The sequence below is a fragment of the Umezawaea sp. genome (assembly GCF_057122925.1).
The window spans coordinates 1-15,094 of record NZ_DBNGPQ010000083.1; the positions used below are offsets into that span (position 1 = coordinate 1).

The 15,094-nt window shown below is 70.9% G+C and carries 15 protein-coding genes; 9 read left to right on the forward strand and 6 right to left on the reverse strand.

Features of this window, described 5'->3' with window-relative positions:
* Positions 1 to 338, forward strand: a 338-nt coding sequence (locus AC156L_RS18695) for a hypothetical protein (protein ID WP_484407108.1), incomplete at its 5' end; no start/stop codon positions are given.
* A 771-nt stretch (positions 339 to 1,109) separates the two neighbouring features.
* On the opposite strand, the gene sodN is transcribed toward AC156L_RS18695, so the two are convergent.
* Positions 1,110 to 1,526, reverse strand: coding sequence for a superoxide dismutase, Ni (gene sodN / locus AC156L_RS18700; RefSeq protein WP_259627126.1), 417 nt, complete (start codon positions 1,524 to 1,526; stop codon positions 1,110 to 1,112).
* 102 nt (positions 1,527 to 1,628) lie between these two features.
* Between sodN and AC156L_RS18705 the strand changes: the two genes are divergently transcribed.
* Positions 1,629 to 1,922 (forward strand): S26 family signal peptidase, encoded by a 294-nt coding sequence (locus AC156L_RS18705; protein WP_330879619.1) that lies wholly within the window; start codon positions 1,629 to 1,631, stop codon positions 1,920 to 1,922.
* Here the strand turns inward: AC156L_RS18705 and AC156L_RS18710 are convergent.
* The gene (locus AC156L_RS18710; RefSeq protein ID WP_330879605.1) at positions 1,915 to 2,517 is read right to left on the reverse strand and encodes a dTDP-4-dehydrorhamnose 3,5-epimerase family protein; all 603 of its coding nucleotides are present in this window, start codon (positions 2,515 to 2,517) and stop codon (positions 1,915 to 1,917) included. The genes AC156L_RS18705 and AC156L_RS18710 overlap by 8 nt on opposite strands.
* 286 nt (positions 2,518 to 2,803) lie before the next feature.
* On the opposite strand from AC156L_RS18710, the gene AC156L_RS18715 reads away from it, so the two are divergent.
* Both AC156L_RS18715 and AC156L_RS18720 read left to right on the forward strand, forming a co-directional pair.
* The gene (locus AC156L_RS18715) at positions 2,804 to 3,991 is read left to right on the forward strand and encodes an NAD(P)-dependent malic enzyme (RefSeq protein WP_330879606.1); all 1,188 of its coding nucleotides are present in this window, start codon (positions 2,804 to 2,806) and stop codon (positions 3,989 to 3,991) included.
* Positions 3,992 to 4,244: 253 nt separating this feature from the next.
* Complete coding sequence (locus AC156L_RS18720; protein ID WP_330879607.1) at positions 4,245 to 7,424, forward strand: sensor domain-containing protein; 3,180 nt, start codon at positions 4,245 to 4,247, stop codon at positions 7,422 to 7,424.
* Here AC156L_RS18720 and AC156L_RS18725 read toward each other — a convergent pair.
* Positions 7,421 to 8,998 (reverse strand): bis-aminopropyl spermidine synthase family protein, encoded by a 1,578-nt coding sequence (locus tag AC156L_RS18725; protein ID WP_330879608.1) that lies wholly within the window; start codon positions 8,996 to 8,998, stop codon positions 7,421 to 7,423. The genes AC156L_RS18720 and AC156L_RS18725 overlap by 4 nt on opposite strands.
* Positions 8,999 to 9,172: 174 nt before the next feature.
* Between AC156L_RS18725 and AC156L_RS18730 the strand changes: the two genes are divergently transcribed.
* Genes AC156L_RS18730 through AC156L_RS18745 form a run of 4 tightly spaced genes read left to right on the forward strand, consistent with a single transcriptional unit; the run spans position 9,173 to position 12,556 of the window.
* Positions 9,173 to 10,258, forward strand: a complete 1,086-nt coding sequence (locus tag AC156L_RS18730) for an ABC transporter ATP-binding protein (protein WP_330879609.1) — start codon at positions 9,173 to 9,175, stop codon at positions 10,256 to 10,258.
* A 59-nt stretch (positions 10,259 to 10,317) separates the two neighbouring features.
* Positions 10,318 to 10,926, forward strand: a complete 609-nt coding sequence (locus AC156L_RS18735) for an ABC transporter permease (protein ID WP_414720071.1) — start codon at positions 10,318 to 10,320, stop codon at positions 10,924 to 10,926.
* Positions 10,926 to 11,672 (forward strand): ABC transporter permease, encoded by a 747-nt coding sequence (locus AC156L_RS18740; protein WP_414720072.1) that lies wholly within the window; start codon positions 10,926 to 10,928, stop codon positions 11,670 to 11,672. Before AC156L_RS18735 ends, AC156L_RS18740 begins: the two co-directional genes overlap by 1 nt.
* Positions 11,669 to 12,556, forward strand: coding sequence for an ABC transporter substrate-binding protein (locus tag AC156L_RS18745; protein WP_330879612.1), 888 nt, complete (start codon positions 11,669 to 11,671; stop codon positions 12,554 to 12,556). The genes AC156L_RS18740 and AC156L_RS18745 overlap by 4 nt, the downstream gene beginning before the upstream one ends.
* A 48-nt stretch (positions 12,557 to 12,604) precedes the next feature.
* Here the strand turns inward: AC156L_RS18745 and AC156L_RS18750 are convergent, their stop codons facing one another.
* The 3 genes from AC156L_RS18750 to AC156L_RS18760 form a co-directional block, all read right to left on the reverse strand.
* On the reverse strand, positions 12,605 to 13,387 hold the full coding sequence (locus AC156L_RS18750; protein WP_330879613.1) for an IclR family transcriptional regulator: 783 nt from the start codon (positions 13,385 to 13,387) through the stop codon (positions 12,605 to 12,607).
* Positions 13,388 to 13,534: 147 nt separating this feature from the next.
* Positions 13,535 to 14,479, reverse strand: a complete 945-nt coding sequence (locus tag AC156L_RS18755; RefSeq protein WP_330879614.1) for an NAD-dependent epimerase/dehydratase family protein — start codon at positions 14,477 to 14,479, stop codon at positions 13,535 to 13,537.
* Between the two features lie 20 nt (positions 14,480 to 14,499).
* A complete protein-coding gene (locus AC156L_RS18760) occupies positions 14,500 to 14,928 on the reverse strand; it encodes a DUF7737 domain-containing protein (RefSeq protein WP_484407110.1) in 429 nt (142 codons plus the stop codon).
* On the opposite strand from AC156L_RS18760, the gene AC156L_RS18765 reads away from it, so the two are divergent.
* Positions 14,896 to 15,078 (forward strand): hypothetical protein, encoded by a 183-nt coding sequence (locus AC156L_RS18765; RefSeq protein ID WP_330879616.1) that lies wholly within the window; start codon positions 14,896 to 14,898, stop codon positions 15,076 to 15,078. The genes AC156L_RS18760 and AC156L_RS18765 overlap by 33 nt on opposite strands.
* The last annotated feature ends 16 nt before the right edge of the window (positions 15,079 to 15,094 follow it).

Below are 15,094 nucleotides of genomic sequence, written 5' to 3' on the forward strand. Positions count from 1 at the left end.
CACGTGCGGCCGCACGCCGAATGACAGCGGAACACGGCCAAAGGCTGCAAGCCGACGTGGAGGCTGCCCTGCACGCGCGCGAATCCGAGCAGAAGCCGAAGCAGTACGTCGATCCGATCTCCGTGGCATCCCTGATCGTCAGCCTGACCGCCCTCACCTGGACGGTATACAAGGATCTTCGCACCAAAGCTCTGAAACCCAAACCTGAAGTAGTTGCGCGACACGTGCGAATCGACCTGCCGCCTGCGGAACACTCCCCATCTGTAGACATCGACCGGGTGATTGATATAGTCGTGGAGGAAATTATCAAGGACGCCACAGAGGGCGCAGACGGGTAAGTGCCCCGTCCCCAGTCGCTGCCTGATAGAACGCCAAGTCCGACCGATCTCACAGCGCTTCCTGACCGCACACGTGAATCCCGGAGGCGATCCGAACCAAACCATCAATACCTTCTGAGCAGACATAGACATCGACCTGACTGGGGTTAGATCCTTGACTTCGACATCACCGCGGCCGTATTCGAACAGCCAAGTTCGGTGCGGCCGAGTTTGATGAGGATGCCTGGTTCGGTGGGGCCATGTTCAGTGGGGACACCAGGTTCAGCGGGGCCAAGTTCAGCGGAGAGGCGGGTTCGGTGGTTCATTCACTCCGACGGCGTCCGAGTCCGCCTCGACGTGCATGTACAGGACGAACCGGTCTGGCCAGACGGTCTGGTTGTTGTCCAACCGCCCAGCAAGGACGAGGCGCGACTGCCCGATCGTGACGGCAGGTTGGGTACCTCATAACCACAGCAAGTGAGAAATTCTCTCCAGGCGAGTCGCAGACATGGCACCTGGTCAAAGGGTTGCTGTCCAGCAGCGAAGTACAGCAACCGTGATGACCAGGGGCGACCTTGAGCGAATGCCGCCGACCAGCTGACCTCGTACACAACCGGTGATGACCTTGCTGCCGGTAGTTCGCATCGAGATGGTCATGCCTGGCGCGGATGCGGTCCAATGTGGACTGACTTGGGCCGTCCTGGGGCCGTCAGACAGTGCTCGAAGACGCAAAACGACGCCGACCAACGGATGTTGTTTCCGCTGGTCAGCGTCGTTTTTGGCGTCCTGAACTCAGGCTGCCTTGGTCTCCCAGAAAATCTTGTCGATCTGGGCGATCAGGTCCAGCAGTTCCTGTCCCTTGGCCGGGTCCATGGAGCCCTTGGTGCCGCTGGCACCGGCCGCCTTGGTGGCGCGGTTGAACAGGTCGTGCAGTTCCGGGTACTTCTCGAAGTGCGGCGGCTTGAAGTAGTCCGTCCACAGCACCCACAGGTGGTGCTTGACGAGCTCGCTGCGCTGCTCCTTGATCAGGATCGCGCGCTCCCGGAACTCCGGGTCCTCGTTCGCCTGGTACTTCTCCTGGACCGCCTTGACCGACTCCGCTTCGATCCTGGCCTGAGCCGGGTCGTAGACACCGCACGGAAGGTCGCAGTGCGCGGTGGCCTCCAGCAGTGGGCGGCGGAGTTGGCGGATGCGCGACAGCAGTCGCATCTTGCCTCCCTGACAGTGAATGCTCCGACGTGGAGGACCCTACTCCGGACAGAACGGCGCGGCAGGCGGAGGTGATCGTTGGCACCGCGGGAGGAGAACCCGTTGCCGCTGCTCCGGGTGCGTGGACCGTCGATGGTTCCCGCGGTTCGGGACGGCGACGTCGTGGTGGTGCGGTACGGGGTTCCGCCGAAGGTGGGGGACCTCGTGCTGGTGAGGTGGGGTTCGCGACCCGACCAGCTGTCGATCAAGCGTGCCCACGAGCAGCGGGGAAGTGGCTTGTGGCAAGTACTTGGCGACAACCAGTTCGGGTCGACGGACTCGCGGACCCTCGGGCCCGCGGAGGTGCTGGGGGTGGTGCGGTGGCGGCTGTGGCCGCGACCGCGGCGGCTCAGGTAGTGCGGAGCTTCGCGTACCAGGCCTCGCACTCGGCGTAGTCCGGCAGGACGCCGTCGGCCACGGCCTGGGAGAGGCCGGGGGCGGCGGTGTCCTTCTCCGAGAGGATCGGGGTGAGGTCGGCGGGCCACGGGAGGGCCAACTCCGGGCACAGCGGGTTGAGGCCGCGCTCGCCCGCGGGGTTGTAGCCCTCCGAGCAGAGGTAGGCCATCGTCGTGTCGTCCTCCAGCGCGATGATCGCGTGGCCGAGGCCCTCGGAGAGGTAGACGGAGTTCAGCGTCGTCGAGTCCAGCCGGACGACGTCGTGCTCGCCGAACGTCGGGGAGCCGACGCGCAGGTCGACGATCACGTCGAGCAGGGCGCCGCGCGGGCAGTACACGTACTTGGCCTGCCCGGGGGGCACGTCGGCGAAGTGGACGCCGCGGATCGTGCCGCGCCTGGAGGTGCTGTGGTTCGTCTGCGCCAGGCGGAGCGGGTGGCCGACCGCCTCGACGAACGCGGGCTCCTGGAACGGCGCGGCGAACACCCCCCGGTCGTCCGGGAACGCCTTTGGGGTGAATTCCCAACTTCCGGGGATTTTCGTCTCGCTCACTCGCATGTCTCCTATGGTAAAGCGCGAGGTGATCTTGACCGATTCTGCCTGCGGAAATGGATCGGGCGTTCTAATAAACCGGACGGACGTCTTGGTAAACCCCCTCTGACCTGCGGCGGAAGTGTGACGCGCACCGCAGACACAAATCTTGATGACTGTCATGCTGACCGGACCGCAGCACTCTGACCGGACGGCAAAGCGCGTTCGGTCACACCCGTCAAGGCCCCGTGGATCGAGCGTGACAACGCTGGTCGCGGTGCGCCGCCAGGCACGCACCGCAGGAGGACCAGACGTGACCGCTTTGAACGAGAACCCCGTGACCACCGCCCAGCCGACGGACGACGAGATCTTCGAGGCGCACGTCGGCGGCAAGCTCAGCCTCGGCGTGACGGCGTCGCTGGCGGACCCGCGCGCGCTGTCCATCGCCTACACGCCGGGCGTCGCGAAGGTCAGCAGCGCCATCGCCCGCGAGCCGGAGCTGGCCGCCAAGTACACCTGGGCGCACCGGCTGGTCGCCGTGGTCAGCGACGGCACCGCCGTCCTCGGCCTCGGCGACATCGGCCCCTCGGCCTCCCTGCCGGTCATGGAGGGCAAGTCCGCGCTGTTCAAGACGTTCGGCGGGCTCGACTCCATCCCGCTGGTGCTGAACACGACGGACGTGGACGAGATCGTCGAGACGCTGGTGCGGCTGCGGCCGTCGTTCGGCGCGGTGAACCTGGAGGACATCTCCGCCCCGCGCTGCTTCGAGCTGGAGGCCAAGGTCGTCGAGGCCCTGGACTGCCCGGTCATGCACGACGACCAGCACGGCACGGCCGTCGTGGCGCTGGCCGCGCTGCGCGGTGCCAACACCGTCCTGGGCAAGGACATCGCGAACCAGCGGGTCGTCGTCTCCGGCGCGGGCGCCGCGGGCGTCGCCTGCGCGAAGATCCTGCTGGCCGCGGGCATCGGCGAGGTCACCCTGGTCGACTCGCGCGGCATCATCCACGAGGGCCGCGCGGGCCTGAACCCCGTCAAGGAGGGGCTGGCCGCCGTGACCAACGGCAGCGGGCTGCGCGGCGGCATCGCGGAGGCGCTGCGGGGCGCGGACATCTTCCTCGGCGTCTCGTCGTCGCAGGTCGGCGAGGACCTGGTCGCGAGCATGGCGTCCGACTCGATCGTGTTCGCCCTGTCGAACCCGCACCCCGAGGTGCACCCGGACGTCGCGAACCGGCACGCCGCGATCGTGGCCACGGGCCGGAGCGACTTCCCGAACCAGATCAACAACGTGCTCGCCTTCCCCGGCATCTTCCGCGGGGCGCTGGACGCGGGCGCCCGCCGGATCACCGAGGGCATGAAGCTCGCGGCGGCGGACGCCATCGCGGCCGTGGCCTCGGACGACCTGGCGGCGGACCGCATCGTGCCGAGCGCGCTCGACCCGAGGGTCGGTCCGGAAGTCGCGGCCGCTGTGGCTGCCGCCGCGCGGGTTGACGGCGTAGCCTGATCTTGCAGGAGTAGGACGAAATTCCGGTCCTGGCTCACTCGTCCGTCACCTTCAGGGAGAGCGTCTCCACGTTCGTGGTAGCGCCTTACCCCGCGAAGGGGGTGGGCGATGACGCTCCGAAGCGCTACCGTCCCTCTCCTCGGGTGAATGTCCGAGGAGAGGGACGCGTTTCTGCCGCAATTCGGGTGCAGCCAGGTCCGCCGGCTGATCACCCCTGCGCCGCGACAGACGTCGACGCGGGAAGGGTGGGGCCGTGCCCAAGCGGACCGGGAACGCTTCGGTGGCGCTCGAGCCTGCCCAGCGGAAGGCCGTCACACTGGACGGCGTGACGCTCCCCGACACCCCGTGCCTGCTGTGCGATTCCAAGGGTGTCGTCATGCAGGCGAACGCCTCCGCCGTGGAGCTGGCGCGGGCGGAGTCATCGGACGTCCTGGTCGGCAAGCGGCTCAGCCAGCTCCTGCTCGGCGACCAGTCGGACCTCCGGCTGCACCGGTCGACCGGTGCCCCGCTCCCGGTGCGCGTCGTGCGCAACCCCGTCCCCGGCACGGGCCTCCAGGCCGTGCTCCTGGTGGACGTCTCCGACCTGGCCTCCGTCGCCGACGCCCTGCGCGACGAGCAGCGCAGGCTGCGCACGGTGCAGCGGGTCGCGGGGATCGGGTCCTGGGAGTACGACCCGGCCACGGGCGTGACCGTGTGGTCGGACTCCCACTACGAGCTGCTCGGGCTCGAACCGGGCACGGTCGTGCCGGGCGCGCAGGCCGTGCTGGACGTCGTGCACCCGGACGACTACGAGATGGTCGCCAGCTACTGGACCAACCGGGAGCTGTCCGGCGACGCCATAGACGTCGAGTACCGGATCATCCGCCCGGACGGCGAGCTGCGGCGCATCCGCGGCGTCGCCGAGGCGAAGATGGCCGCGGACGGCAGCGCCCAGCTGATCACCGGCTACATCATGGACATGACCGCGCAGTGGCGGGCCGACCAGGAGCTGGCGCTCGAACGCCGCCGCCTGCTGGACGCCCAGCGGATCGCCCGCATCGGCAGCTGGGCCTTCGAGGTCGACACCGCGGCGATGCACCGCAGCGAGGTCCTCGTCGAGATGTACGACGAGATCGAGTACGAGCCGGGCGCCAAGCTGATCGACGGCGTGCACCCCGACGACCTCGGCCTGATGGACGAGCTGCGGGACAAGCTGCTCAGCGCCGTGGACGAGTCGACCGTCGAGGTCGAGGTGCGCAGCAAGCACAACGACAAGGTCTTCATCTGCCGCGCGCGCCCGGAGTTCGGGCCGGGCGGCCAGGTCGAGCGCCTGCACGGCACCGTCCAGGACGTCACCGAGGCCAGGCTGCTGGAGCGGCAGCTCCGCGAGGACCGGCGCAGGCTCGCCGACGCGCAGGCCGCCGCCAAGCTCGGCGTCTGGGAGTGGGACCTCCAGTCCGACGACACGGTGTGGTCGGACATGCTGACGGAGCTGTTCGGCGTGCCCCGCGACGAGCGGACGAGCTACCAGACCTACCTCGACCTGGTGCACCCCGACGACCGCGTCTGGGTGGACGAGCTGTGGCAGCAGCTGGTCGCCGACAAGTCGCCGGTGCAGTGCGAGCACCGGATCGTGCGGCGCGACGGCAAGGTCAGGGTGTTCCGCGCCCACGGCGTCGTCGTCGAGGGCCAGCCCGGCGACCGGCCGCGCGCGGTCGGCACGGCGCAGGACATCACCGAGCAGCGCGCCGCCGAGACGCGGATGAAGCGGTCCAGCCAGCGGTTCGCGGACCTCGTGTCGCTCACCCCGGTCGGCATCGGCCTGTTCGACGAGGCCGAGCGGCTGGTCGACGCGAACGACGCCCTGTGCGACCTGCTCGGCATGGAGCTGGAGGAGCTGCGCGGCGTGACCGCCGAGCAGATGACCCACCCGGACGACAACCCGTCGCGGCTCCAGTCGGTCGGCCGGATGACGGCGCTGGGCGCGGACCGCACCCACAAGATCCCGCAGCGCATCCTGATCCGCCCGGACGGCGAGCGGGTGTACTGCGAGCTGCACATCGCGCTGTCCGTGCAGGACGACGGCCGCCGGTTCTGGCTGATCGTGTTCCAGGACATCACCGAGCGCCGCCGCACGGCCGAGGCCCTGCGCCACCAGGCGACGCACGACGAGCTGACCGGCCTGCCGAACCGGGCGCTGGTCAAGGAGATCCTGGGCGAGCTGCTGGACGGCCCGGACCGCTCCAAGGTCGCGGTGCTGTTCTGCGACATCGACAACTTCAAGCGGGTCAACGACTCGCTGGGCCACGACGCGGGCGACGAGCTGCTGGTCGCGCTGGCGCGGAGGCTGGAGGACGGGCTGCCCGAGGGCTGCACGGCCGCCAGGCTGTCCGGCGACGAGTACGTGATCATCTGCGCCGACCTGGAGCAGGCGGGCGGGGTGGACGTGCTGGCCACCAAGGTCGCGGGCCTGCTGCGGACCGCCGTCCCGGTGCACGGCCAGCTCGTCCGGGTGTCCGCGTCGATCGGCGCCTCGGTGCCCAACGGCGCCCGCACGACCGGTGCCGACCTGCTGCGCTTCGCGGACGCGGCCATGTTCGAGGCCAAGAGGCGGGGCGCGGGCCGGGTGTCGCTGGCCAGCGCCGCGCTGATCGCCTCGGCCGACCGCCAGGTCCACCTGGAGGGCCAGCTCCGCGACGCGCTGGCCAACGACGAGCTCCAGCTCCACTACCAGCCCGTCGTCGGTGTCGACGGCACGGTCATCACGGCGGAGGCGCTGGTGCGCTGGCCGCACCCGGACCGGGGGCTGCTGCCGCCGGACGTGTTCCTGCCGGTCGCCGAGCAGGGCGACCTGATGCGCGACCTGGACCGGTGGGTGCTGCGGACCGCGCTGCGCGAGGCGTCGACGTGGCCGACCCACAACGGCAGGACCGTGTCCATCGCCGTCAACCTGTCCGGGCTCGTGCCCGGTGACGCGGAGTTCGTCGACATCGTCGCGGACACCATCGCCGAGGCCGGGATCCCGTGGAACCGGGTCGTGCTGGAGCTGGTCGAGACCGCGCTGGTCGACCTGCCGTCACGGGTGCGCCAGTCGATGGACGAGCTGGTGCAGCGCGGCGTGCAGTTCGCCGTGGACGACTTCGGCACCGGCTACTCGTCGCTGGCCCGCCTCAAGGACCTGCCCGCGCAGATCATCAAGGTGGACCGCCGGTTCGTCTCCGGGGTCGGCAACGACTCCTCGGACTTCGCCGTCGCGCGGGCCGTCGTCGACATGGCGCGGGCGATGGGCCGCAAGTGCGTCGCCGAGGGCGTCGAGACCGCGACCCAGTTCCACGTGCTGCGCGGCGTCGGCGTGGACGCCTACCAGGGCTGGCTGTTCTCCCGCCCGGTGGCGGCCAAGGAGTTCCGGGCCGTGCTCGCGCTCGGCCCGCTGCACGTCCCGCGCGCGGGTTAGCCCTCGACCGACGCCTCGACCAGCGGCAGCAGCGCGGCGATCCGGTGCCGCGGCAGGTCGACCAGCCGCACGTCCAGGTCGGGGTGCTCGCCGACGGCGGCGTCGATGCGCTCGCGCGCCGCGCGCTTGGTCAGCTCCCCGCGGGACGCGGTGATCAGCGCCTCGCGCCACACGTTGCCGAGCTTGCCGTGCGCGCGCAGCAGGACCTCGCGGACGACGAGCTTGCCGGGGCTCAGCTCACCCGCCAGAACCTGCTCCGCCACCACGACCGTGTGCTTGTTGTCCGGGGTGCCGCGGAGGAACCGGAGCCGGAAACGGCTGTCCACCAACGACGTCAGCTCGCGCTGGCCCTTCTCGCTCGACACGTTGGGGTGATTGTTGGGCACCAGCGCCGCCAGCCGCGCGGGGACGCTGGCGAGCAGCGTGCGCAGCAGCCACGGACCGGGGTCGCCGGTCAGGTCGACGGCGAGCGAGGCCGCGCCCCTGCCGATCGGCTCGTACCAGCCCGGCTTGCGGGGCTTCGGCGGCGGCGAGGACTCCGGGCGCGGCGCGAGGTCGGACAGCACCTCCAGCGCCTCCCGGCTGGGGCCCGCGCCCTCCAAGGACTGGGGTCCGTGGGTGTAGATGCCGGTCCGGCCGGACGAGCCCGAGCCCTTGCGGGACGTGGGGCGGCAGACGTAGAGGTCGGCGGCGCTGCCGATGGCCTGGGCGCCGTCGAAGCGGTGGAACGCGGGCAGGATCGCCTCGAACACCAGCCCGAGCCGTTGCAGCTCCTGCTGCACCTTCAGGCCGAGCGCGGGCGTGCGGTCGCTGAACCCGTACGCCAGCAGCACCCGGCCGAGGGCCGGGTCGGCGAGGCAGTCGATCGCGCGGCCCGCGAACAGGCCCATCCCCTCCGGCGTGTACGGCGGGTCGCTGAACACCAGGTCCGCCGACTCCAGCACCGACGGCGGCAGCCCGAACCGGAAGTCGGCGTGCAGGCAGCGGACGTTCCAGCCGCGCTCGGTCGCGAGGGCGTCGACGAACTCCAGCAGCCGGTCGTCCACGTCCACCACGGTGACCTCGACGTCCGGGTTCACCGCGCACACCGCCAGCGAGGTGAGGTCGTGGTCGCCGAGGCAGAGCAGCCTGCGCCCGCCCAGGTCGTACGTCGAGTCCAGCCACAGCGCCCGCTTCAGCGCCGTGTCGGCCGTGGCCTGCACGTGGTCGAGCGAGGTCAGCGGCGCGGGCACGCTGGCGATGTCCGCGAGGATCGACCGCAGGGTGTCGGTGTGCCGCGACACCAGGGTGTTCACCGGGTCCGCGAGGCCCTCGTCCACCCCGAACGCCTCGGCGTACGCCGAGGCCCGGTACGGGGCGAGCCGGTACCGGTCGCCCTGCGTCTCCAGGTCCTCCTCGGCGGCGGCCAGCAGCTCCTGCACCGTGCGCCGCGGCACCGCGGGAAGCCGCACCAGTTCGGCGAGGGTGTGCCAGTCCCGACCGAGCAGCGTCAGCACCGGGCGCAGCCTGCGCGCGTGCACCCCCCGTTCGGCCAGGAGGGCTCGTACTCGGTCGATCGGCTCGTTGGTACCCACAACCGGAGCAGAGTAGTGAGTGCGTTCCGGAAGGTTACGAGGAGGAGACGTCTGGCCTTCCACGCCTTGGAACGGCCTGCCGATGTCAGCCGTTCGGGCTAGGGTCGATTCTCCTGAACTTCGCTTTGTGTGAGAGCGGCCGACTGGCGGCCGTCCCTACCGGAGGGGTCTCGTGTGATCGAGTTCCGAGCCGTGACCAAGCGGTTCGACGACGGGACGATCGCCGTGAACAGCCTGGACCTGACGGTCGAAGCCGGCACGATCACCGTCTTCGTCGGACCGTCGGGCTGTGGCAAGACGACGTCGTTGCGCATGGTCAACCGCATGATCGACCCCACGTCCGGCACGATCCTGGTGGACGGGAAGGACGTGCTGTCCGTCGATCCACCGACGTTGCGCCGGGGGATCGGGTACGTCATCCAGCAGGCCGGGTTGTTCCCGCACCGCACCGTGCTGGACAACGTCGCCACGGTGCCGCTGCTGATGGGGTGGAGCAAGAACAAGGCCCGGAGCCGCGCCGCGGAGCTGCTGGAGCTGGTGGGACTGCCCGCCGAACTCGGCAGGCGGTACCCGGTGCAGCTCTCGGGCGGCCAGCAGCAGCGGGTCGGCGTGGCGCGGGCGCTGGCCGCCGACCCGCCGGTGCTGCTGATGGACGAACCGTTCAGCGCGGTCGACCCCGTGGTCCGGGAGGGGTTGCAGGACGAGCTGCTGCGCCTCCAGGCGGAACTGGACAAGACCATCGTGTTCGTCACGCACGACATCGACGAGGCCGTCCGCATCGGCGAGAAGGTCGCGGTGTTCCGCGAGGGCGGCATCCTGGCCCAGTACGACCAGCCCGCCGAGCTGCTCGCGCGGCCGGCGGACGACTTCGTCGCGCACTTCGTCGGCAAGGACCGGGGCTACCGCAGCCTGTCCTTCGTGGACGCGTCCGGTGTGGAGGTCGGCGCGGTGCCGACGGTCGTCGTCGGCGAACCGGTCGACGCCGCGCCCGCGTGGCGCCTCGCCGTGGACGAGCGGAAGCAGCCGCGCGGCTGGCTCCCGCCGGAGGCCACTGTGGACGGTGCGTTGACGGAGGACGTGCTGAAGCCCGGCGGCTCCCTGTTCGAGGTGGGGCAGTCGGTCCGCGGCGCGCTGGACGCGGCGCTGTCGTCGCCGTCCGGCCTCGGCGTGGCCGTCGACCCCGAGGGCGCGGCCGTCGGCGTGGTGACGGCGACCCAGGTGCTCGCGGTGATCGAGGGCCACCGCGAGAGCAGGGGCTGACCGTGGGCGACCTCGGCAAGTACCTCGGCGACGCGGGCACCCGCGGGCTGATCTGGGACATGCTGCTGGAGCACGTGTACCTGTCGCTGCTGCCGCTGGTGATCTCCGTCCTGCTGGCCGTCGTGCTCGGGTGGGTGTGCCACCGCTACGGCTGGTTCCGCGGCGCGCTGCTCGGCACCGCGAACATCGTGTACACGGTGCCGTCGCTGGCGCTGTTCGCGATCATCCCGGCGGTGATCGGCACCCAGGTGCTGGACATCAACAACGTGGTCATCGCGCTGACGGTCTACACGACGGCGCTGCTGACCCGCCCGGTCAGCGACGCGCTCGACGCCGTGCCCGCCCACGTCACCGCCGCCGCGACGGCGATGGGGTTCCGGCCGCTGCGCCGGTTCCTGACCGTCGAGCTGCCGCTCGCGGTGCCGGTGCTGTTCGCCGGGCTGCGGGTCGGGTCGGTCAGCAACATCAGCCTGGTCAGCGTGGGTGCCCTCATCGGCACCGGCGGGCTGGGCGTGCTGTTCACCGACGGCTTCCGCAGCCGCTACCTCGCGCCGATCGTCGTCGGCATCGTGCTGACGCTGCTGCTCGCGCTGCTGGTCGACGTGCTGCTCGTGGCGCTGCGCCAGTGGCTCACGCCGTGGAACAACCTGCGGGGGGTGAAGCCGTGATCTTCGCCGACGCCCTCGCGTGGCTGTTCGACCCGGTCAACTGGAGCGGGTCCAAGGGGATCCCGGTGCGCATCGGCGTGCACCTGCTGTACTGCCTGGGCGCCGTGCTCGGCGCGAGCGCCATCGCCGTGCCGCTGGGCCTGTTCGTCGGCCACACCGGCCGCGGCGGGACGTTCCTGGTCGGCGGCAGCAACGCGCTGCGCGCGCTGCCGACGCTGGGCCTGGTCACGTTCCTGTACCTGATCGCCGGTGGCGGAACAGGTCCCGTCCTGGTCGCGTTGATCGTCCTCGCCGTCCCGCCGATCCTGGCGGGGACCTACGCGGGCATCCAGGACGTCGACCGCGGCGTCGTGGACGCGGCCCGCGGCATGGGGATGACCGGCGGCCAGGTGCTGTGGCGGGTGGAGCTGCCCAACGCCCTCCCGCTGCTCATCGGCGGGCTGCGCAACGCGACCCTCCAGGTCGTGGCGACCGCGTCGGTCGCCGCGTACGTCGGGATCGAGACCCTCGGCCGTCCGCTGCTGGACGGCCTGCGCGTGCTGGACTACGGCCAGTTCGTCGGCGGCGCCGTGCTCATCGCGCTGGTCGCCGTCGCGCTCGACCTGCTGCTCGCGGGCGGGCAGAAGGTCGTCGTCCCCCGCGGCCTGCGGTTGACGGGCCAGCCGACCGGCCCGAAGAAGGGCAAACGCTCGCAGAAGCTGGTGGCAACCGCCGCTCAGCCTGATTCAGGAGGAAGCACGGCATGAAGCGCTCCTTGGCCGTGGTCGTCGCGGCGGCCGCACTGCTCGCGTCGGCCTGCGGTTCGGCGGAAGACCTCAGCGGCAGCGGACAGCAGGCCGCCTCGGGTGAGGTCGTCGTCGGCTCGGCCGACTTCACCGAGAACAAGATCCTCGCGGAGGTCTACGCGGGCGCGTTGAAGACCGCGGGGCTGAAGGCCACCGTGAAGTCGGGCATCGGCGCTCGCGAACTGGTCGTGAAGGCGTTGCAGGACAAGTCCTTGGGCGTCGTGCCCGAGTACACCGGCAACCTGCTCAACTACTTCGACAAGACGAACGCCACCACCACCGCCGAGGACGTGTACTCGGCGCTCAAGTCCAAGACCCCGTCCGGGCTGTCCGTGTTGGACAAGTCCGCCGCGGAGGACAAGGACGTGCTCGTGGTGACGAAGGCGACCGCGGACGCCGGCGTGAAGTCCGTCGCGGACCTCGCCGGGAAGCCGGACTTCGTGCTCGGCGCGGCCGGCGAGTGGGCCCAGCGCTGGGAAGCGAAGATCAACGAGGTCTACGGCGTGAAGTTCAAGGAGATCAAGACCACCGACGCCGGTGGCCCGGTCACCGTGGACGCGCTGAAGGGCGGCACCGTCCAGGTCGCCAACCTCTACACGACGTCCGCCGACATCAAGGCGAACGACTTCGTCGAGCTGGCCGACCCGAAGAACATGTACCCGGCGCAGAACGTCGTGCCGCTGCTGCGGTCCGACGCGCTGGACGACAAGGGCAAGGCGGCGCTGAACAAGGTGTCCGCCGCGCTCACCACGGAGAAGCTGGCCGAACTGGTCAAGCGCGTGGACGTCGACAAGGAGACGATCGCGAACGTCGCGGCCGACTTCCTGTCGAAGGAGAAGATCTGACGCTCCAGCTCGCGGAAGGGGCCGTCCCGATCGGGGCGGCCCCTTCCTTCACCTCACCGGACGGCCTCCGATGCGCGTGGTGAGCTCCTCGGCGGCGAGTCGCGCGTCCTCGGCGAGTTCGGGCCACGTTTCGCCGCACTCGGCGTCGCACACGTGGCGGAAGGTCACGGTGATGGCCGCGATGGGGCGTTCGCCGTGGTCGAAGACCGGAGCGGCGACGGAGGCGAAGCCCTCGGTCACGTAGCCGTCCTCGACCGACCAGCCCTGGCGGCGTTCGGTGCCCAGCACGGCGCGCAGCGCGGGCAGGCTGTGCGGGCCGCGGCCGGTGCGGTCCACGAAGCTCGCGGCGGTCGGGAACAGCGCCCGCACCTGGGCCGCGGGCAGCCTGGCGAGCATCGCCCGACCGGAGGCGGTCAGGTGCGCGGGGAGGCGGACACCGACGTCGGACACGATCGACTGCGGCTGCCTCGGCTGCTCCCGCACCAGGTAGAGGGCTTCGGCGCCGTGCAGGACACCCAGGTGGGCCGTCCGCTCGACGCGGTCGACGAGCCTGCGCAGCACCGGCCTCGCCAGCCGTTCGAGCGGGTCGTGGCGGAGGTAGGCCGAGCCGAGTTCGAACGACGCCACCCCGAGGCCGTACAGGCGCTCCTCGGGGAAGTGCGTGGCGAAGCCCGCCTCGGTCAGCTCGGACAGCAGGTGGTAGGTCGTGGACCTCGGCAACGCCAGTTCACGGGCGACGGCCGTCGCCGACACCGGGCCCGGTCTGCCCGCGAGGAACTGCAGAACGGCCAGCCCGCGGCGCAGCGCGGGCACGTCGCTGCTGATTCCCATGCGACCGAGGCTAGTTGGTCTTTTCCGTCCCGGGTGGGCGAAGTGGTGCCGCGGGACGTGGACCGCCACTCCCTCTCCGACCGTGCGCCGCTTCGCCGTTCCGAGAGGGTGGTGCTCGTCCCTCCCGGTCTTCTCCGCACGCCGCCATCAGCGGGAGGAGGTGGCTCCTCCTCGGCAGGCGGAGTGGTCCGGGAACGTCTCGCGGATCGCGCGGTCGATCGACCGCGGCGTTCCGCGCTTCACGAACAGCTCCCGCAGCATCAGATCGGCCATCCCGGCCGGGTTCATGCCGGACTGCTTGCCCGTCAGGTTCTGGACCAGCCCGGTGAGGGTCATGGCGCCGCGCACCGCCCCGGCGGGGAGGTCGTGGACCTTGCGGGAGTGACCGGCCGCGATGGCGATGCGGCTGATCAGGTCCTTCCACGTCAGGTTCTCGTCCACCACCGGGATGTCCTCGCCGGACGCCTCCTCCAGCGCCAGCACGGCGGCGTCCGCCACGCTGGTGGCGGTCGTCGCGGCGCTGCCGCCGGGCGGGACCAGCAGCGGCGAGCGCGACCGGACCCACCTGTCCAGGCCGCCCGACCAGTTCGGCAGCCTGCCCTCCGCGCGGCCGAACACGAACGGCAGTTCCAGCACGGCCACGGGCAGGTTCGGGCCCGCCGCCTCGCGGCCCGCCCGCGCCTGCTCGACCCGGCTGCGGACGTACGGGTGCGTGACCGCCAGCTCCCACTCGGGGTGCGAGCGGTCGAAGTGCGTGTAGTACGAGCCGAGCACGACCGCCCTGGTGGCGCCCGCCTTCCTGGCCGCCTCCATCAGCTTCACCACCGGTACCACGTTGCCCGCGTGGAACACCGGGTACGACGGCCTGCGCGGGATCCGCCGGTCGTCCCTGCCCGCGGCGAAGACGACGCCGTCGTGGCCCGCGAGCAGGGACGCAAGGTCGGCCTCGGTGACCTCGGTCGCGTCGAACGTCCTGTCGATCCCCGGCCGCGCGGTGCGGGCGACGGCGGTCACCTCGTGCCGCCGTTCCCGCAACCGCTCCACGACGTGCTGCCCGACCAACCCGCTCGCACCCACCACCAGGACCCTCATGGGAACGATCATGCCGGACGTCAGAGCCGGCCGAGGATGGTCGGGTCGGTCGTCCCGGTGTCCTCGGCAGGCAGCACGGCCTTGCTGAGGGTGATCGCCATCGTGCGGTCGCCCTCGAACGGCAGGTAGGTCTCGGTCCTCTCCGCCTTCGGCACGGTGCACAGGTACCGGTTGTGCGGCTCGATCATGGTGTTGCCGGAGCCGAGGTGGATCTTGTACGTGCGGCGGTCGCCCTTCACGTGCGGGAACCTGTCCTCGATCGTGCACCGCCCGCCGACCGCGCTCCCACCCCCGCTCCGGCGCCGGCGGCCCCGCGCCTGCCGCGACGGCGAGGGTGGCCGGTTGTCCGCCACCCCGGACGGCGGGGGACCACGTTCCTGCGGCGACCCGACCCGGCGGACGACGTCCTGGTCGAGGTGCTCGACAGCCGGTGGGAGGGCACGCGCCACGCCGCGGCGCTGGGTTCGCGGAAGCCCTTCGTCGACGGCGAGCCCGTGGAGGTCCGCGGGCCGCGGGGGATCGCCGGAGACCACGGCCTGGCCGCCCAGGTGGACCCCGGTGGCTCGGCGTCCAGCCCGTGGCGGGCACGGCCGACGTGATCCCCGTGGAGCGGCT

Bases quoted from the DNA above. Each gene is read 5' to 3' on its own strand.
- sodN (WP_259627126.1), bottom strand. From the start codon at position 1,526: ATGCGACTGCTGTCGCGCATCCGCCAACTCCGCCGCCCACTGCTGGAG.
- AC156L_RS18755 (WP_330879614.1), bottom strand. From the start codon at position 14,479: ATGAGGGTCCTGGTGGTGGGTGCGAGCGGGTTGGTCGGGCAGCACGTC.
- AC156L_RS18750 (WP_330879613.1), bottom strand. From the start codon at position 13,387: ATGGGAATCAGCAGCGACGTGCCCGCGCTGCGCCGCGGGCTGGCCGTT.
- AC156L_RS18710 (WP_330879605.1), bottom strand. From the start codon at position 2,517: ATGCGAGTGAGCGAGACGAAAATCCCCGGAAGTTGGGAATTCACCCCA.
- AC156L_RS18745 (WP_330879612.1), top strand. From the start codon at position 11,669: ATGAAGCGCTCCTTGGCCGTGGTCGTCGCGGCGGCCGCACTGCTCGCG.
- AC156L_RS18735 (WP_414720071.1), top strand. From the start codon at position 10,318: ATGCTGCTGGAGCACGTGTACCTGTCGCTGCTGCCGCTGGTGATCTCC.